General features: G+C 37.3%; 16 protein-coding genes and 3 pseudogenes. 11 read left to right on the forward strand and 8 right to left on the reverse strand.

Annotated features, from left to right (window positions below):
• Positions 1 to 177: 177 nt before the first annotated feature.
• Positions 178 to 516, forward strand: a pseudogene (locus tag QYG89_RS05500) (toprim domain-containing protein); the annotation flags it as partial.
• A 314-nt stretch (positions 517 to 830) separates the two neighbouring features.
• Positions 831 to 1,460 carry a toprim domain-containing protein gene (locus QYG89_RS05505; RefSeq protein WP_404315650.1) on the forward strand — a complete coding sequence of 210 codons (630 nt, stop codon included), beginning with the start codon at positions 831 to 833 and terminating at the stop codon, positions 1,458 to 1,460.
• Between the two features lie 226 nt (positions 1,461 to 1,686).
• On the opposite strand, the gene QYG89_RS05510 is transcribed toward QYG89_RS05505, so the two are convergent.
• Positions 1,687 to 2,013, reverse strand: a complete 327-nt coding sequence (locus QYG89_RS05510) for a four-helix bundle copper-binding protein (protein WP_404315378.1) — start codon at positions 2,011 to 2,013, stop codon at positions 1,687 to 1,689.
• A 143-nt stretch (positions 2,014 to 2,156) separates the two neighbouring features.
• On the opposite strand from QYG89_RS05510, the gene QYG89_RS05515 reads away from it, so the two are divergent.
• Genes QYG89_RS05515 through QYG89_RS05525 form a run of 3 tightly spaced genes read left to right on the forward strand, consistent with a single transcriptional unit; the run spans position 2,157 to position 5,224 of the window.
• Positions 2,157 to 3,539: a sensor histidine kinase gene (locus QYG89_RS05515; protein ID WP_404315380.1), complete on the forward strand. Its 1,383-nt coding sequence runs from the start codon at positions 2,157 to 2,159 to the stop codon at positions 3,537 to 3,539.
• Positions 3,536 to 4,213, forward strand: coding sequence for a response regulator transcription factor (locus QYG89_RS05520; RefSeq protein ID WP_404315382.1), 678 nt, complete (start codon positions 3,536 to 3,538; stop codon positions 4,211 to 4,213). Before QYG89_RS05515 ends, QYG89_RS05520 begins: the two co-directional genes overlap by 4 nt.
• A gap of 36 nt (positions 4,214 to 4,249) precedes the next feature.
• Positions 4,250 to 5,224 carry a F510_1955 family glycosylhydrolase gene (locus QYG89_RS05525; protein WP_404315384.1) on the forward strand — a complete coding sequence of 325 codons (975 nt, stop codon included), beginning with the start codon at positions 4,250 to 4,252 and terminating at the stop codon, positions 5,222 to 5,224.
• Between the two features lie 206 nt (positions 5,225 to 5,430).
• Here the strand turns inward: QYG89_RS05525 and QYG89_RS05530 are convergent, their stop codons facing one another.
• The 3 genes and pseudogenes from QYG89_RS05530 to lgt all read right to left on the reverse strand — a co-directional run.
• Entirely contained in the window at positions 5,431 to 6,921 is a 1,491-nt protein-coding gene (locus QYG89_RS05530) for a multicopper oxidase family protein (RefSeq protein WP_404315386.1), read from the reverse strand.
• A 1,258-nt stretch (positions 6,922 to 8,179) separates the two neighbouring features.
• Complete coding sequence (locus QYG89_RS05535; RefSeq protein WP_404315388.1) at positions 8,180 to 8,899, reverse strand: urease accessory protein UreH domain-containing protein; 720 nt, start codon at positions 8,897 to 8,899, stop codon at positions 8,180 to 8,182.
• A 102-nt stretch (positions 8,900 to 9,001) separates the two neighbouring features.
• A pseudogene (lgt, locus tag QYG89_RS05540) lies at positions 9,002 to 9,598 on the reverse strand (prolipoprotein diacylglyceryl transferase); the annotation flags it as partial.
• 16 nt (positions 9,599 to 9,614) lie between these two features.
• On the opposite strand from lgt, the pseudogene QYG89_RS05545 reads away from it, so the two are divergent.
• The 6 genes and pseudogenes from QYG89_RS05545 to QYG89_RS05570 all read left to right on the forward strand — a co-directional run.
• Positions 9,615 to 10,076: pseudogene (locus QYG89_RS05545) on the forward strand (cytochrome c biogenesis CcdA family protein); the annotation flags it as partial.
• 453 nt (positions 10,077 to 10,529) lie between these two features.
• Positions 10,530 to 10,817, forward strand: a complete 288-nt coding sequence (locus tag QYG89_RS05550) for a metal-sensitive transcriptional regulator (protein WP_404315391.1) — start codon at positions 10,530 to 10,532, stop codon at positions 10,815 to 10,817.
• A gap of 104 nt (positions 10,818 to 10,921) precedes the next feature.
• Positions 10,922 to 11,125, forward strand: a complete 204-nt coding sequence (copZ, locus tag QYG89_RS05555; protein ID WP_404315393.1) for a copper chaperone CopZ — start codon at positions 10,922 to 10,924, stop codon at positions 11,123 to 11,125.
• 151 nt (positions 11,126 to 11,276) lie between these two features.
• Complete coding sequence (locus QYG89_RS05560) at positions 11,277 to 13,694, forward strand: heavy metal translocating P-type ATPase (RefSeq protein ID WP_404315395.1); 2,418 nt, start codon at positions 11,277 to 11,279, stop codon at positions 13,692 to 13,694.
• 127 nt (positions 13,695 to 13,821) lie between these two features.
• Positions 13,822 to 14,418 carry a YdhK family protein gene (locus tag QYG89_RS05565; protein WP_404315652.1) on the forward strand — a complete coding sequence of 199 codons (597 nt, stop codon included), beginning with the start codon at positions 13,822 to 13,824 and terminating at the stop codon, positions 14,416 to 14,418.
• A gap of 305 nt (positions 14,419 to 14,723) precedes the next feature.
• Entirely contained in the window at positions 14,724 to 15,278 is a 555-nt protein-coding gene (locus QYG89_RS05570; RefSeq protein ID WP_404315397.1) for a recombinase family protein, read from the forward strand.
• Here QYG89_RS05570 and QYG89_RS05575 read toward each other — a convergent pair.
• From QYG89_RS05575 to QYG89_RS05590, 4 genes are all read right to left on the reverse strand, one after another.
• The gene (locus QYG89_RS05575; protein WP_404315399.1) at positions 15,221 to 15,679 is read right to left on the reverse strand and encodes a hypothetical protein; all 459 of its coding nucleotides are present in this window, start codon (positions 15,677 to 15,679) and stop codon (positions 15,221 to 15,223) included. The two genes, QYG89_RS05570 and QYG89_RS05575, sit on opposite strands and share 58 nt — an antisense overlap.
• A 494-nt stretch (positions 15,680 to 16,173) precedes the next feature.
• Positions 16,174 to 16,728 carry a GNAT family N-acetyltransferase gene (locus QYG89_RS05580; RefSeq protein WP_404315403.1) on the reverse strand — a complete coding sequence of 185 codons (555 nt, stop codon included), beginning with the start codon at positions 16,726 to 16,728 and terminating at the stop codon, positions 16,174 to 16,176.
• Between the two features lie 53 nt (positions 16,729 to 16,781).
• Positions 16,782 to 17,966: an MFS transporter gene (locus QYG89_RS05585; RefSeq protein WP_404315405.1), complete on the reverse strand. Its 1,185-nt coding sequence runs from the start codon at positions 17,964 to 17,966 to the stop codon at positions 16,782 to 16,784.
• Positions 17,967 to 18,205: 239 nt separating this feature from the next.
• On the reverse strand, positions 18,206 to 18,970 hold the full coding sequence (locus QYG89_RS05590; RefSeq protein ID WP_404315407.1) for an MBL fold metallo-hydrolase: 765 nt from the start codon (positions 18,968 to 18,970) through the stop codon (positions 18,206 to 18,208).
• Positions 18,971 to 19,000 lie beyond the last annotated feature (30 nt).

A 19,000-nucleotide genomic window follows, 5' to 3' on the forward strand; every position in this document is an offset into this window, starting at 1 on the left:
GAGAATGCCATTTTTTAAAACTTCTTTTACTTTAATTTTCAATGACTTTTAAACTCCTTACCTTTCCTCGAACTGCAGTTTCATTACTCATTCAAAATTCCAAAGAATCATTTCTTTAAACTATACAGGGAAATAGATATAATATTTAACATTACACTGATTAAGGAGTTTAATCGAATGAAGGTTATTATTGCAGAAAAGCCGTCTGTAGCTAAGAACATTGCCGATGCGTTAAAAATAAGAACGAAGAAAGATGGTTATTTTGAGGGCAATGGCTATATCATTACTTGGGCTTTTGGGCATTTACTGCAGCTTTATGACGCAAAAGATTATGATGAAAAGTTGAAAAAATGGAGTATGGAAAATTTTTCTTTCATCCCATCCAGTTTTCGTTACAAAGTAAAAAGCGATCCGCGTAACAGGGAGAAAGAAGACCTGGGAACAAAAAAACAGCTAAAAATTATTTATTCTTTAATCAAACGAAATGACGTAGAAGCCCTGATTTCAGCCTGTGACGCTGGCATATCTATATAAAAACATGTGTACTTAATTAATTTTTATATCCGATCCATTGGTACATATGTATATAGATACTATTTTGACCGTGTACATAAATAGTTTATTGCACATAATTAGCTTCGTTAGTGGGCTAATATGTGCATTTTTATTAAATTTAGCTTGTCTGGCTTTTGGGGAATTTGATACTGAAAATGGAGGGGTTTAGAACTTAAAGATAACGTCCAAGATTAGTTCAGCAATCAGGCTTTTTAATATTAAAATTCCTTAACGTTGTAAATCCGCATTTTCCTGACGCTACCCCTAAACGATCAATCAGCTATTTAACCAATGACTGCAAAATAGATTCCCATCTGGTAAATTGGTTAATCTTAAAAGACCTGATTGCTCAAGACCAAAAAAAGAATGTCGTCTTTAAATGGAGAGAAAAAGGCGGCAAAGGAAAAATCATTGGGGCAGAGCGACAGGGTACTATCAAAATAGATAATAAGAGAGTTTCATTTAAGCAAATCTTGAAAAATGGGAAGGAACAATCAGGTTTTACAGCAGATGTAGGTCGGCCTGATACCATTTACTTCTTTGAAAGTCCTATTGATCTACTCTCTTATTGGAGCATTAAGCAAGAAAAATTGACAAACGCTCGAATGGTAAGCAGGAATGGGATGAAACTAAAAACAGTTTTCCATTCCTACCTTGAAGCTAAAAAAGAAGGATTAAACATTAACAACGTTGTTCTTGCGGTTGATAATGATAAAGCTGGAAAAGAATTTATTGAGAAGGTGAAGCAGGTAGTCAATAATGACATGTTAAAGATCGATATTCCTAGTAATGAAAAAGACTGGAACGATGAGCTAAAAGAGAAGGTAGGAAATAAACAAGAAAGGAAACCAAATTCAATGAAAGCAATCCCACAAAAACAACCGGGAGCCTTAGCAGAAAGATGAATTTTATCGTTTTTAAACGAATTTATTCTCTTTGAAAAGACAGTTATGACAAGTTTTTGAATACCATTGAAGAGTTAAAAGTATAAAGATTATTATTTTATTTTGCCTATTTGAGAATATAGTGAACTGATCAAACAAGAAAGCAAAACAAACAGATTAGAACAGCCTATACACGATCATGTGTATAGGCTGTTCTAATTGGTTCCTACCCACATTAGATTAAGCTCTAAGCTCCCATCTTACGGCACTCTTCAGCACAACGGAAGCACATTTCAGCACATTTCTGGCAATGATCATGATCATGTTTTTTGCACTCGTTTCCACATGCTTCGCAAATATCAGCACATAACTGGCAAATTTGTTTGGCAAACGGGCTGTTAGATTGCATGGATTTTGCGGCAAATGAGCAAATGTCAGCACATTCTCTGTCTAATCGGATACAGTCAACCATCATTTTTATATCACTCTCGTTTAAACACGCATCATAACAAGCATTACAGGCTTTCATACACTCGATACAAGCTTTAATACATTCTTCGTACGTTGCATTCATAAAAACATCCTCCTTTATTTTTTTATCAATTAAAGTCTACCCGCTTCGTTTATTTTTTAACGTTTTAATAAAAACTCCTTAAAAACTGCACAAAAAATCGATGCTTATTCGGTATGATATAGGCAGTGAATTAAAAAGTGGTGATGATAATCAATAAAATAACCATAAAACTAGGCCTTTGGTTTTTCTTTGTTATGTTGATAATTGAAGTCTGCTTATTCTTTTTTTTACATACAAGCATGGTGAAAAGCAGAGTAGAGGAAGAATTAATTGCATTGCAGGCAAGAGGGAACAATCACAGAGAAGTTCTGGAAGATTCATACAATGAGGATACTCTTCATCATATTGCTGTAATGGAATGGAATGCCGACACGGAAGTTATTATTACTGATCGGGAGAAGAACATAATTATCTCTTCTTCTAAACTAGCTGAGGAAGAGAAAGAAATTTTATATAAAAAGATTGAATCTGTTCCTCGTAACGGGAAAATACTGGAGAACAGGTGGAAAAGTGAAAAGTATATTTCTACTGTCAGCCCTTACGCCGTTAATGGACAACAAAAAGGGTATGTGTTTATGTTTAAAAGCACTGATCAGGTACAGGGCTTGATCTCAAGACTAAACCATCATTTTTTAGTTGCTGCAGTCATAACCGTTACTCTTTTAATCTTAACGATTCTTTTCCTTACCAAATCTATAACCACTCCTCTTATTCAAATGAAGAGGGCCACAGAAAAGTTGAGCAGGGGAGATTTTTCTGTTCACTTACCTAATATGGGAGAAGATGAGCTAGGCGATCTGTCCCGATCTATAACCATTCTCGCAAAAGATTTAAAGCATCTTAAAGAAGAGAGAAGTGAGTTTTTGTCCAGTATATCTCATGAATTAAGAACACCGTTAACTTATATCAAAGGATATTCGGATGTAGCTAGACGAAGGGACCTTGCGGATGAAGATAGAGAACGTTATCTCGGTATCATTTATGAAGAATCTGAAAAATTATCGAACATGATTAAAGATTTGTTTGACTTAGCCAAAATAGATAAAAATACTTTTGTTATTCATCAGGAGAAAGTACAGTTATGTTCCTATTTACATGCTATCTGTGAAAAGATGCTACCAGCATTTAAAGAAAAAGATATGAACCTTGAGATTAATTGTAATAAGAATATACATGTTTTAATCGATCCTATGAGATTTGAACAAATTTTTTTAAATTTATTTGATAATGCCATCAAATACTCAGATCCATACACCAAAACAAGCGTCTTTGTTAAAAGAGAAAAGGGAGATGTTTTAATCGAGGTCAGGGATGAGGGGCGTGGCATTCCTAAAGAAGACATTCCTTTTATATTTGAGCGGTTTTACAGGGTAGATAAATCCCGTTCCAGAGATTTTGGCGGGACAGGCTTGGGGCTATCGATTGTAAAAGAACTGGTAGAGGCACATCAAGGCTGCATTGAGGTGAAAAGTGAACTTGGCAAAGGAAGTGCGTTTTTTATTCAGATAGAGGAGATGACAGAATGAAAACAGTATTGCTTGTGGATGATGAAACAAGAATGCTTGATTTATTAAGTATTTACTTATCATCCAACTATCGATGTATCAAAGTGAATTCAGGGGTGGAAGCCATTTCCTACATGAAAAATAATGCTGCTGATTTAATCTTATTAGATATCATGATGCCAGAAATGGATGGGTGGAGCACCTGCAGCCAAATAAGAGAGTTTTCAGATGTTCCTATCATTATGTTAACGGCCAGAAATGAGAAGGAGGATATAGTCAAAGGACTGCAAATAGGTGCCGATGATTATGTAACCAAGCCATTCGATGAAGCAGAATTGCTTGCAAGAATAGAAGCTCTATTCAGGAGAGTAGAAGACAAAAGCAAGGTAAAAATTGAATTTAAGGAGCTTTTGTGGGATGGAGCAGCTCATGAATTAATCTATGAAGGACAGTCTATTCAAATCACTCCAAAAGAGTTCTCTTTGCTGGGCTTACTACTGAAAAATCCCAACAAAGTTTTCTCACGGACGCATTTAATTGAAGCTGTTTGGGGAAACAATGCAATTACAGAAGACAGGACGATTGATTCCCATATCCGTAACATTCGTGATAAATTGAGACAGGTAAACTTTCCAGTTGACTTACATTTAGCTACTGTTTGGGGAGTCGGATACAAATGGATGACGAAGAATTGAACGATCCAATTCAAAACATTAAGGTGGGTTATTGGAATGAAAAAGATAATAACTCGCGTTCATTATTGTAAAAAGGGAGAGAATTTAAAGTTGAAAAAAAGTAATAGAATACTAATAAGCGGGACTGTTGCCTTATTTTTATTAACAGCATGCTCCAATAACGAGAAAGAAGAGTATTTTGTCAAAGCAGAAAGTGAGAAGGTCGAGCATATTCATGGAGCAGGATATTTGGGAGAAGAACAAGCGCCGGTTATAGCCACACATAGTGGTCTTTTCAAATATGAAAATGGATCATGGTATAAAACGACAGAAAATAACCATGATTATATGGGGTTTCAAACGTTTAAAGACGGCTTTTATGCCAGTGGACACCCGGAAGAAGGGTCAGACTTAAAAAATCCTTTAGGCCTTACGAAAAGCACAGGTGAAGGAAAAAGCTTGGAAAAATTAGCTTTCTATGGGGAAACAGACTTTCATTACCTTGGAGCCAGCTACGAAACAGGAACTATTTATGCTGTAAATGAAATGCCAAATTCCAAAATAGGCACAGGAGTATTTTATACAAAAAATGAAGGAAAAGACTGGACGCAGGCTAAATTAAATGGGGTAACGTCCGATTCGCTTGGGGGCCTGGATGTTCACCCGTCAAAAGATAATTTGATTGCTATTTATGCAAAGGAAGGGATCTTTCTATCAGAGAACTATGGTAAAGATTTTTCCCTGATTCAAACAAAAGGAACCGTTACCTCACTGGTTTTTAGGGAAGATTCCATCGTGTACTCAATGTTAGAAGGCAACAAGCCTGTCTTGCACGAAATAAATTTGAACGATAAGCAGGATAAGAAACTTAATGAGCTTTCTTTAACTGCAGAAAACCCTCCTATTTATCTAGAGGTTAACTATCAGAAAGAGAATGAAATGATGTTTGTGACTGCCAAAAATGATGTGTATACAACACAAGATCAGAAAGAAGGCTGGACTAAAATACTGTCAAATGGGAAAACAGAGTAAAGACTTGCTCTGTTTTTTCTTGTGTTAGGCCATGAGCTCAATCCATAATTTTTGCAAATTTTTTTGACTTGTAGATCCCACAGTTTGCTTCAATATTGTGGAAGTGACAAACAGCCAGTGTTAAAGGATACACACTGGCTGTTTCGGTAGAGAAGTATGACATTTGCCTAGATAATTTGGGTTTTAACTTATTAGCGGATTGATGTTTATTCCACTTTTACCTGTCCCATCATGCCGTTGTCTTCATGTTCAAGAATATGACAATGGAACATATACACACCCTTATGTTTAAATTGTATAGCTATTTTCACTTTCTCATCTGGCTTTATGGAGATACTGTCCTTCCATCCCCGTTCATTTTTCGGTGGCTCTTTTCCATCTCGGGAGAGTATTTTAAATTGCGTTCCATGAATATGGAACGGATGAATCATTCCACCCATCATATCTGGTCTGTTGTAAATCTCCCATACTTCAGTGACCCCTTGCTTTTGTGTGAAATCAATTCTTTTCGGATTAAATTTCTTTCCATTTATCGTTACCATGTCCATCATCCCAAAGAGTTCCACTTTCTTTGTGACAGGCAGATCCATCTCTTTATCTGTCAATGAAAAATCGTTCAATTTTTTCGGAACTCTACTCGTCACTCCGCTTTGATCAATGACCTCAAATGGTAAAAGGACGGATCCATCCTCATTTATTAACGCCAAGTCATTTGCTGTGTTAATCTGTGAAAAATCAACAATAATTTCTGCTCTCTCGGAAGGCGTCAGCGTAACCTCTTTCAAAGTAACTGGTTCATTTAGGAAGCCGCCATCCGTTGCGATTTGAAGAAAGGAATCCCCTGTATTGAATTTAAATGTATAATCCCTCGCATTAGATCCATTTAATAAACGGAGACGTACTTTCTCTTTGTTTACAGTCAACTTAGGATTGAGAGTTCCATTGATCAGTAACGTATCGCCGATTGTTCCGTCATCGTTCATTGTAGCACTATAATTCAATTGCTTCTTATCATCAAATGTTTTATCTTGAAATATCAATGGAAAATCGTTCTTTCTATAATCATTTGGTAATCCAAGACTTTTTGAATTCTCATCTTCGATATAAATTAAGCCTGCAAGCCCGTTATATACCTGTTCAGCAGTTTTCCCCTCTGGATGGGGATGGAACCATAACGTTGCCGCTTCCTGTGTCACTTTAAATTCAATGACGTTTTCTTCTCCGGGTTTAAGAATGTTATGTGGCCCGCCATCTTCCTCTCCTGACACTTCTAGTCCATGCCAATGAAAAGTTGTATTCTCATTAAGCTCATTTATCGTTCTAATCTTTACAGTTTCGCCTTTTTTAAGACGAAGCATTGGGCCTAGAAACGATTTGTTATACCCATACGTATTTGTTTCAATACCATCAAATATTTCTGTTTTCCCTTTTTGTGCTCTAACGGTGTATAGGACACCTTCCTCATTACTACGTTCGAGCGCGACAGGAATTTTCAATTCATTTTCCCCTGTTGAATCGTTTAAACTTACCACATCATCATGACTCATATGCCCTTCCATCATGTCATGATTCATCTCTTCCATTTCTTGATTCATAGTGGAATGATCCATTTCCTCGTTAGGTTGTGATTTATTACTGCAACCGCTGATAACCAATATACTAATCGCCGTTGCAGCAATCTTTATCTTTATTCCCATTAATTATTTCCCCCTCTTCTCTTGAATACTTCTTTTGAAGCGTAACAAAAAATATACACAAAATAAGTGTGCATGAAAACCGTCAAAATTAATGCGCAGACTTCCCTCCAGTTTCTGATGGTGTAGCCACAGTATAGAAAAAAGATTTGAAGATTCTTTGGAGAAACGGTTAACATTTTAAGGATTTTCGATAATTAATCAATAAAGTAATGTTTATTGATTATCTGAATTGATTTTATAGAGGGCTCGCACATAAAACCTGGTATATGGTCGATGCTGACGCGAGATAGGTGCCAGTATGGAGCAGAAGTCGCTACATCTACGGCTGTGATCCCGTACGCTGCTCGCGCTGCTTACGCCACCCATACCAGGTCAGGCCCGGGACTTGTACACCGATAGTATTGGGGCCACAAGCAACACCAGCAGCCCGCCGAGATCGGCACTTTCTGTCTCTACGGCTATGCCTGCTAGGAAACTCACTGTCTGCATGTTTAACAGCAAGACGGTGGTGGCAAGGATGGTTGCAGGAATTTGAAAAGAACCCAATAGTGCCGAAACAAGCCCCATGGAGTGCCCAGTGATATGACAAGCCCGATTAGCAGCGAGGTGAGAGCCAACGGGACGATGGCGAACCAACCAATCAACTCCATCGCGATCCAGGCGGTACACACCGTCTGAGCATATCGGGTGGTCAGAGCAGCGACAACGAGTGCTAGGAAGTCAACGACCGTGACAAGCCAGCCGACCTAGGAAGTGACATGTACGGTGAGTGCGAACTTGCGAAGGTGGGATGTCATGATCATAACTGTTGCACCTTGTGTTCTATGTACAGTGTCTGACCACTAGCGTCATTGAACTTTATGTGGCGACCTGGGCCGTGGTTACAGCGACAGAAATACTTACTTTTCTGGAGAAAGCTCTTGTATCAGAACTTGATAAGAAAGAACAAGGGGGAGGAACAACGAATAATTGAGCAAATGCAACAACAAATAAAACTTTTACAAAAACAGATAGAGAATATGTCTTCCTAAGATTCCTTAAAAACTATCTTAAACAGTCTGATTAGAGAGACTATCTTAAATAGTCGCTAAATAATGATATCTATTTTGTTCATTTATTTGTGTTACTGTGTAAATTAATAGGGAGAGAATAAAGGGGACCAACCGATGGGTGGTCCTTACAAGGGGATAATTCAAAAATTTATAAAAAGGTACAAAAATCACCATACAGCACTTTTGTTTGCCTGTTAAAACTTTCATCACCAATATGTTAAGATGTCTAAAACACCTAAGAAAATCATAAACACGCCAGCTGCTTTTTGAACATATGCTCCTATTTTTCTTCCGCGTTTAAGTAAAGTTCCATCAAAACCAAAAAACCAAATAAAAGTGACGAAAAGAATTAGCGGAAAAGACGTTCCGATGGCAAATATCCCAGGCAAGATCGCGCCATAGGAAGTAGATAACACTAAAGGCATTAAGCTTACAAAAAACAAGACAAACATAGTTGGACAAAATGCTAAGGCAAATGTCGCGCCCATTAAAAATGAACCCAACTTGCTTTTTTTAGGGGATATTTTTATTTGAAGGGCGTTCCATTTAATTTTAACTATTCCTATCATGAACAGTCCTACAGCGATCATCAGAGGCCCCATGAGCTTACGAATCCAAGGGAAAACTTGAATAAGCATAGGTTCAATTTCTTTTCCCAATAACCAGACAATTAATCCCAACGTTGAAAATACAACTACTTTCCCTAAAGTAAACAACAATATTTCCATCCAGTTAATGCTCTTTTGAAGAGCATTATTGCCGTATAAAGTGATAGCACTTATATTGCCAGAGATTTGGCATGGTGCCAGTGCTCCGACTAAGCCTAAAGCAAGTGCTCCTATTATCGGAATTGCCTCGCTATTATTCGCCATGTTCATAAAAGGCTTATTTAAAAAATTACTAATATCATTTAATAAGGTGTACATTTTAAATCTCCTCAGAAGATATGATGCAAAGCTTCTCGTTCGGGCCACTTGGTATCACAGAAAGTCCATGTGCTCTTCTTTTCACCGTTAAAAAGAGATCTCTTATTTAGACTTTTTAATACCGCTTAATAGACGGCGATACCATATGAAAACTACTGCTGCGAAAATCAGAGTGATAGACATTAACTGAGCTATACGGATGGTTTCAGTCAGCATTAAACTGTCTGTCCGTAAACCTTCCACTAGGAATCTACCAATTGAATACCAAATTACATAAAGAAGAAACAATTCGCCTGTTTTCAATTTGGCGCTTCTTAAATACAAGAGAATCAAAAAGCCGACTGCATTCCATAAAGATTCATACAAAAAAGTTGGATGATAATATTGTCCATCTATGTACATTTGATTAATAATAAAATCCGGTAATTTTAATTCCTCTAGATAACCTCTTGTCACCAGTCCTCCATGTGCCTCTTGATTTATGAAGTTTCCCCATCTTCCAATGGCTTGAGCCAAGATGAGGCTTGGGGCAGCAATATCAGCCAAAAGCTAAAAGGAAAGTTTCTTTTTCTTAGCATAAACAATTGTAGTAGCTACTGCCCCGATTAAAGCCCCATGAATAGCAATTCCGCCTTCCCAAACTTTAACTATATCATTAAGATTTTGAGAATAATAATCCCACTGGAACAATACATAATAAGCGAAAATGCTGTTTCAATACCAAGATTTAATCAGACAAATAGGCGCTATTTTTATCGTGTTCTTCGGTCTCGTTGTCACAGGGATTTTCCAACCTAAATTCATGATGACTGACCGCCGGCTTGAATTTAAAAACCGCCCTGGGGGTTACTTGGGGTCGATGTTAATCGGTCTTGCTTTTGCGGCCGGCTGGACACCTTGTACCGGTCCTATTTTGATGTCCGTCTTCGCACTTGCTGCAAGTAATCCAGGGTCAGGCTTACTTTATATGATCGCTTATACTCTCGGGTTTGCTGTCCCATTTTTTATTCTATCCTTCTTTATCAGCCGCATGAAATGGATCCGAACACATAGCGGGGTCATTATGAAAGTGGGCGGCTATATTATGATTGTCATGGGAATTATGTTGTTTTTTGACTGGATGACGAAAATCATTATTTACTTAATGCCGTTTTTTGGAGGATTTACTGGTTTTTAGTGGAGAGATAACTAGTGAACAACTTGATCTCTGTGAATTAATGTGTTTCATGATAATTCCTACAGAAAAGGAATTATCGATGGCGGGGTATTGACTGAAGAGCATATGAAATTATTGTTATAGGGATGTCGCCTTTTATATGAATAAAAGGCGACAGCTGTTTAAAAAAATGACTTTAGAAAAATAAGTTCATCTTGAGAGAGATTCGGCTGAAGCTGTGTATTCAGAACGCATAACCATCGTAGAAAAGGGTAACTTATTATTAAAGTAAGACATGATTTCACTTGGCTTGTATCCTTAACCATCTCAAAATAATGCTTTACTCAAAGTAACGTTGAAAAGGAAGATACTTTTAAAATGGGCGGATAAAGTAAAAACTGATTATTGACAGAATTAAACGGAGTTGATAATATACGGTTACAGGGTATATGTATAATGAAGGGAGCGTGGATCATGCAAGAGATGATGAAAACAACGGTCCAGCCAAATAAAAAGCAGCTTCTTAATCGCTTAAAGCGTATTGAAGGGCAAGTGAGAGGTATTCATCAGATGATAGAGAATGACCGTTATTGCGTGGATATATTACATCAGATTAGTGCCATCCAGTCAGCGATAAACAAGGTTTCCTTAGCTCTGCTGGAAGATCATACACACCACTGTGTGGCGAATGCTATTAAAGGAAATGATGGTGAAAACGCCATAAAGGAATTAATGGACGTTATGAAAGCGATGACTAAGTAAGACACTATTATTAGAAATATTAAAAGCATTTTTTATTTACCAACTTATATACAATACAAGGGTATGGTAAAATAAAGGTACTAACTAAACAGGAGGTTTTTAAAATGAAAGAAACGTTAAAAGTACAAGGAATGTCATGTAATCATTGTGTCAATTCAATCGAAGGAAATGTTGGTCAACTTGCAGGTGTTTCTTCCGTGAAGGTTGATCTTAACAATGACGAAGTAACTGTTGAATTTGATAACCAGCAAACAACATTAGATCAGATTAAGGAAACGATTGAAGAACAAGGTTATGATGTTGTCTGATTTTCTCCCATCTTTTTAAAAAATTTAGTTAATGAATGGTTTTCTGCTTATACCAGGCGGGGGTAGAAATCAGTAGATAAGATCGTACCTTCAGGTAGGATCTTTCTTTTTAAATGAAATATACCCCTGCCATGTATTGGAGGGATTTAAAATGGCGACTGAAGAAAAGACGCTGCAAATTAATGGGATGACGTGTGCAGCCTGCGCCAATCGGATTGAAAAAGGACTTTCGAAAATAGAGGGCGTAGAGGAAGCAAACGTGAACTTTGCATTGGAGCGTTCGACGATCATCTATGATCCAACAAAAACAAATGCAAATGAGTTTAAAGAAAAGGTTGAAAAGCTTGGCTATAGTGTTGTTCAGGAAAAGGCGGACTTTGATATTTCTGGTATGACATGTGCGGCCTGTGCGACGAAGATTGAAAAAAGAATTAATAAGATGAATGGTGTTTCCAATGCAAATGTTAACTTTGCACTGGAAACAATCACAGTTGAATACGACGATCAACAAGTAAAGCCCTCGGAAATGATTGAAGTTGTTAATAAGCTGGGGTATGAATTGATTCCGAAGCAAGACAGTAAGGAAAAGATCGATCATAAAGAACAGGAAATCCGAAAGCAATCGAGAAAATTCTTATTCTCACTCATTTTGACGATTCCATTACTGTGGACGATGGTTGCACATTTTGAATTTATATCTTTTATCTATCTGCCGCATCTACTCATGAACCCGTGGGTACAGTTAGCATTAGCGACCCCAGTACAGTTTATTATAGGGGCCCAGTTTTATAAAGGGGCCTACCATGCTTTAAAAAATAAAAGTGCAAACATGGATGTACTTGTGTCTCTTGGCACAAGTGCTGCGTATTTCTACAGTATCTATTTGGTTTGGGAATGGATGAAGGCAGGTGGAATAGGAGTGCCTCAACTTTATTTCGAGGCTTCTGCTGTTATCATTACACTCATTGTACTTGGCAAGTTATTTGAAGTGCGTGCGAAAGGAAAAACAAGCCAGGCCATTCAAAAACTGCTTGGTCTGCAGGCAAAAACAGCCCGTGTTTTAAGAGACGGAGCTGAAGTAGAAGTTCCGATTGAAGAAGTTATAGAGGGAGAAACCATTCTAGTAAAGCCGGGTGAAAAAATACCAGTGGATGGTGAAATCCTAGAAGGGCGTTCAGCAATCGACGAGTCGATGATTACAGGAGAGAGTATTCCGGTTGATAAAGTAGATGGTGACACCGTTATAGGTGCCACTATTAATAAAAATGGGTCATTGAAAATAAAGGCGACAAAAGTGGGGAAAGATACGGCACTGGCGCAAATCGTTAAAGTGGTTGAAGAGGCACAGGGATCTAAAGCAGATATTCAGCGTTTAGCTGATAAAATTTCCGGCATCTTTGTGCCAGTGGTAGTAGGTATCGCGGTTATTACTTTCTTCATTTGGTATTTTGTTGTGACACCGGGCGATTTCCGTTCGGCTCTTATCCCGACGATCTCAATTTTGGTTATCGCTTGCCCTTGTGCACTCGGTTTGGCTACACCAACTTCAATTATGGCCGGTTCGGGTAGAGCCGCTGAAATGGGTCTTCTCTTTAAAGGAGGAGAGCATTTGGAAAACACCCAATCAATCGATACAGTGGTCTTAGATAAAACAGGAACAGTCACAAAAGGAGAGCCTGCATTGACGGACGTTTCAGTAACAAATGATTTTGAAGAAGAGGAAATTCTTCAATTGATTGGTACCGCTGAAAATCAATCCGAGCATCCTTTAGCGCAAGCCATTGTCAATGGTGTAAAAGAAAAAGGCATTACGCTTCTTAAAACTACTGAGTTTGAAGCATTGCCAGGCTATGGGATCAGGGCGGCAGTGAATAACAGGGAAGTGTTGGTCGGAACAAGAAAATTAATGAACCAACACAATGTAGGAATCAAGGATTTAGGCGCATTAATGGAAAAGCTAGAGAGCGAAGGAAAAACAGCCATGCTGATCGCAGTAGATAGCAAAATTGCTGGTATTGTCGCAGTAGCTGACACGGTAAAGGAAACATCTAAAGAAGCCATTGCTCGGATGCTGGATCTCGGTCTGGAAGTCATCATGCTTACTGGTGATAATCAACGTACTGCAGAAGCTATTGCCCGGCAAGTAGGTGTGTCAAAGGTTATTGCAGAGGTTTTACCAGAGCAGAAAAGTGAAGAGGTCAAGAAACTTCAAGAGCAAGGCAAGAATGTAGCTATGGTCGGGGACGGTATCAATGATGCTCCAGCCCTCGCTACAGCAAATATTGGAATGGCCGTCGGAACCGGTACAGATATCGCCATTGAAGCAGCTGACATTACACTAATGCGTGGAGATTTAAACAGCGTAGCAGATGCAATTATCATGAGTCGAAAAACAATGCGAAATATTAAGCAAAACTTATTTTTCGCTTTCTTTTATAACACTATCGGGATACCGGTCGCGGCAATTGGCTTACTAGCACCTTGGGTAGCTGGTGCAGCAATGGCATTTAGTTCTGTATCGGTAGTTTTGAATGCGTTACGTCTTCAGAAAGTTAATTTAAAGAAATAAAGAGGATACAAATGGGTGACGGGATAAATAACGGTTCTATTTTTTATTGTGAACCTGAGCGTCATCCATAGTTTCTGCACATTTATTTGATAAAATGATTTTTAAATGCTGAAGGAGGTTTTGGATGATGAAAAATAAGAAATTCTTATCATTGGTCGCCACTTTAGTTATGGCATTTGTCTTATCTGCTTGTGGCGGCAAGGATGAAGCAGAGCCCGCTAATAATAAAAATGCGGAAACGGAAACAAACAAAAATATGGAAGACCATTCAGGCTCACATGGACAGATGAATCATTCAAGTTCGGGTGAAGTACCGGAAGATTTAGCTGTTGCAGAAAATCCAACTTATCCAGTCGGCAGCGAGGCAGTGATAAATGCTAATCATATGCCTGGAATGGATAAAGCAGTGGCAACCATCGATGGAGCTTTCGATACAACGGTCTATTCTGTTACCTACACGCCAACGACTGGCGGTGAAAAAGTAGAAGATCACAAGTGGGTCATTCATGAAGAACTTGAAGGCGCAGGAGATCAGCCATTCCAACCGGGAGATGAAGTCGTATTAAATGCGGATCATATGGAAGGAATGAATGGAGCTACTGCTGTCATTGACTCGGCAAAACAAACGACCGTGTATATGGTAAGTTATACAGATACCGAAACGGAAGATGAAGTGAAAAACCATAAATGGGTAATAGAGAGTGAACTGTCACCAATTAAATAAATTTGAGTGTAGTTCATTGTAAAACATTCAATCCCAGCTGCTCATCTATGTTCGTGAGCGGCTGGGATTTTTAGTGCTGGAAACTTAATTTTACAAATTTGTGTTTTGCCGACGGGAAATCTTCAATTCCTTGCTTCGTTCGTAAAAGTACACTTTTACGGACGGTTGTTTTTTGCTCAAAAAAGGCTATTTTTTACGTTCGTTTAAGTTTTAAAATAATTTCCGGACGTTCGCTGTTTTTCACTCACTTTTTCGAACGCTTTTGATAGAATAGAAGAGAGAATTAGTACCAAAAGGAGTAAAAAATGGATGTTCGGAAATTTGGGTACATAAGAGTCAGCAGCAAAGATCAAAATGAAGGACGGCAGCTTGAGGCCATGAAAAAAATGGGGATTGATCAACGAGATATTTTCATGGATAAACAAAGCGGGAAAAATTTCGAGCGCGTCCAGTATCAATTGTTGAAACGTATCATTCGCAAAGGGGATGTCCTTTACATTCATTCACTTGATCGTTTTGGACGAAACAAAGAAGAGATTCTTCATGAATGGAACGACCTTACGAAAAATATTGAGGCGGATATCATCGTTTTAGACATGCCTTTGCTCGATACCACTCAGTATAAGGACAGCCTGGGAACCTTTATTGCTGATCTTGTTCTACAGATTCTTTCCTGGATGGCGGAAGAAGAAAGGGAGCGGATTCGAAAGCGACAACGTGAGGGGATTGATGTTGCTTCGAAAAACGGTGTAACTTTTGGGCGGCCAAAAGCTCAGGTGACAAATGAATTTAAAGAAATATATCATCGATGGACAATTAAATTCATTTCATCACTAGGAGGATATGCGTTCCCTTCATAATTTTCTATAACTAGACCAACATGCATATCCGGATTTTCTTTTTTGACCTGATTAGAGTGTAGAAGTGGTTCTTCATAAGCAATATCTGCAAAATAGTTCTGTATCATATTAGAATAGACTAGTAGTCCAGCAGTATTATATTTATATAAAAATTCCGGGTCACGATCCTCTGTTTTAAAGTCTTCTACATATCTCTCGGTTAGTTCACTAATTTTTCTTATTATTTCCTCCTGATCATCTTCAGCCACCATTATATCCTTGGCTGACCATTTCTTGCAGTTATTGGCGACTTTAACCAAAAACGAGATATCATATTCTAGTTTTTCTATTAAAAAGTTACCTTCTGTATCTTGTGTTTCCATTTTATAATCAGCAATCAATTCATCTATTAATTTTTCCATGCTTACCTCCAATAAATGTCGCTAGTGTAGCTGATATATTGCGTCTGTTACTATTATACTATATCTCTACATTTATACATTGGAGAAGGAAAAATATGTACAATTAAAAAATGAGTAGTATGGTATATATCTACGTCAACAATATCGACAGGAATGCTACATATTAAACATGCTCTTTTATTATTTCTTTTCTCGACAAACTCAAATATTATTAGCATTGGACAACAATATTTGTAAGAGGATATAGACTATTATTAAAAAGTTTTTATTATGCGTATAATCTAAATTCTACGAGCTCAATAAGGTTTATTTCGTTAAGATTGTGAAAAGATGTACTTAAGCTAATGGGGCAGGTTAGTTCAATAAGAGATTCCAGGCTGCTAGGCTTCTTTATAAGCCGACAACGTTGATTTATCAAGGATGTATAAAATCCAGCATTATATATGAAATTGGTGTTAAAAAGGCTATTAATAGCCTTTTTAACAATCTCGTTTTCAAGCCAACTGTATCTGTATTTCTAAATACAAGAACAATGAATTACCTGTAAACCCCCTTATTAAATCAGAGAATTCTTCTTGGTTAATCTCTCCTTCTCCGTTTACCATAATTTCATACATGCCCCAACGATCCTTAAAAAGGAAACCTGAGCTTTCGTAACCGTTACGTAAATAAAAGTTTTTTCTGTTTAATCTTTGCTCATAATTTGTTGCACTTTTATCTAGAGCTTCTATATTAAGAGTTAATTGATTGTCGTAGTATTTTTCTTTTATACGTGAAAGAATTAAACTTCCATACCCTTTGGAGCGTGAATGACTATCTATAGCTAAATACTGAACATATGTCAGGTTTTTATGAGTTATTAAGTAAGTAAACCCTATAAAGTTATCTTCGTCGTAAATAGCAAGAAAGTCTACCCCATCTAAATTTGCTCTATCAAATAACAGATCCAAAGGAAGCCTCTCTACTTCAGGGAATGCTCCATAAAGCAAATCACTTACCTTATTAACATCCTTTGAGTCTTTATTTAATGATTTTAGTTCTAAACCCATATTATGACCTCCTTTTTCCTATAGAAACTGAATTCATTAATGGATTTTTTCTTTTAAAGAGAGTGATTTTCTCTTTCCATCTTCCCATGTAAAAAATAATAAAGAAAGGATACAGCAAAAACCATAATTCCTAGAATTGCATACATAGTGGAATACCCTGTGAAAGGAATTATAAGCCCTAAAATAAACGGACCTAATCCATTCCCTATATCATAAAAGATGAAGAAAGTAGCAGTAGCATAACCTATACGTTCAGGTGTTACTTTCAAGGTGGCTACAGTCTGACTGACAGAGGAAATATTTCCAAAACCCAGACCAATTAACCCTCCCGCTAATAATAGGGTTAACGACTTATCCACTGTACTAAGAAGAAGCATTCCGGCTCCAAAAAGTAAAAAAGCCGGATACATAATATAATTTGCTCCTCTACGATCCACTAGTTTTCCAGTAAACGGTCTAGACACCAATACACTGATGGTGTAAATACTGAAGAAAAAGCTAGCAGCACTGACCAAATTCAATTCAATAGCATAAAGGTTTATATAAGAAAGTACACTTGAAAAGCTGAAAGTCATTAAAAGAACAATAATACCTATTGGTACAGCTTTTGGTTCAATGTAATTCGAAATTTTAAATCCTCCGCGTTTTTCCTCTGTTGTTTTCGGAGCCATGGGTACGTTAACTAAGAAACCAATTATCGTACTAGCGACTCCAAGTAAAAGGGAGAAAAGAAAAATGATATTAAATCCAGTATGTTGAGTCATATATAGACCTAAAAAAGGTCCTAGTCCTGTAGCTAATGCTGTACTAACGGCAAAGTAACTAATACCTTCCCCTCTTCTTGACTTCGGTATGGCAAGAACCACTATTGTACCAATTACTGTAGTTGCTATACCTATAGCTAGTCCATTTAAAAATCGGCTAACAATTAATAAGGGGAGACCATAATCTATAAAATAAAGCAGTATTGTTATTGTAAAAAAGATAAGCCCAATAATTAATATTCGTTTGTATTCAACTCTGGTAATAACTTTTCCGGTAACCAGTCGACCTATTAATGCTCCAATGATAAAGATACCGACTACTACGCCGGCTTGTTCAGTAGATGCATTAAATTCGTTTACAGCATAAAGCGCAATTATTACATTTAACAGCATGTATATTAGGACCAAAAAGAAATTGACTAAAGAAAGAATAATAAAATCTTTAGTCCATAACTTTGAATTTACTTGGCTCAATATAAAACCTCCTTCCCGTGTTTAATAATTACTTCTTTATTTGAAATTTGTTTCATTCGCCATCTTCTGGTATAAGCAATTTGGGAGAAAACCCTTTTTCAACCGCATATTTCTTCAAATTTTTCCTGGATAATCCCCAGTGGTTAACAGCTTCCATATGGCTAGCTGTGATTTTAACATTTGGTTTGTACAGGTGTACATCACACTGTATCCCTAGCTAGATGCAATTAGTATTCATATTACATTTTGTAAGAATCACCATCTTCGGGCACTAAAATATTACTTGAGAATCCTTTTTCTTTACTAAAGTTCTTTAATTCTTCTCGTGATAATGCCCAATGGTTAGCAGCTTCCATATGAACAGCAATAATCTTAGCACTCGGAGCCGCCTTGTGAACTTCATAGATGTCTTCTTTCCCCATGATGAGCGAACCAAATTCTAATGTTTGATTGTCTCCACCATTAACTACAATGATTTCGGGTTGATGTGTATGAATCTCGTCTTCGATAGCATCATACCAAACTGTATCACCAGCTACATATAAAACTTCCTCACTTGGATGCTTGAATACTACTCCACAAACTTCACCTATAAGTTTTAATAACTCTTCGCCTCTACCATGTTCACCTTTTGTTTTTACTAACTGGATACCTTCAAAAACAGTGCCTTGTTGTAGTACTTCTACATTTTTGAAACCACATGCTTTTACTTCTTTTGCATCTGCTTCATTTTGAACAAACATTTTGATATCCTTTGGCAATACGTTTTTTGCCACATCATCAAAGTGATCTAGGTGTAGATGAGTAACAATTACTGCATCTATGCCATCCAGAATGTTATCAATTGATGTTGGCAAACTTACCAAAGGATTAAATTTATCTTGTCCGATCGAATCAGGGAAAGGTGGGTACGTACCTTTCTCTGCTAACATAGGATCAATTAAAAACTTTTTATTTGCGTACTCTACAACGATTGTTGCATTTCGTATTTGTGTAATCTTCATCTTTACAACTCCCTTTCTTTTCATGTGTGT

The organism is Bacillus lumedeiriae, from assembly GCF_044891285.1.
GTDB lineage: Bacteria > Bacillota > Bacilli > Bacillales > Domibacillaceae > Pseudobacillus > Pseudobacillus lumedeiriae.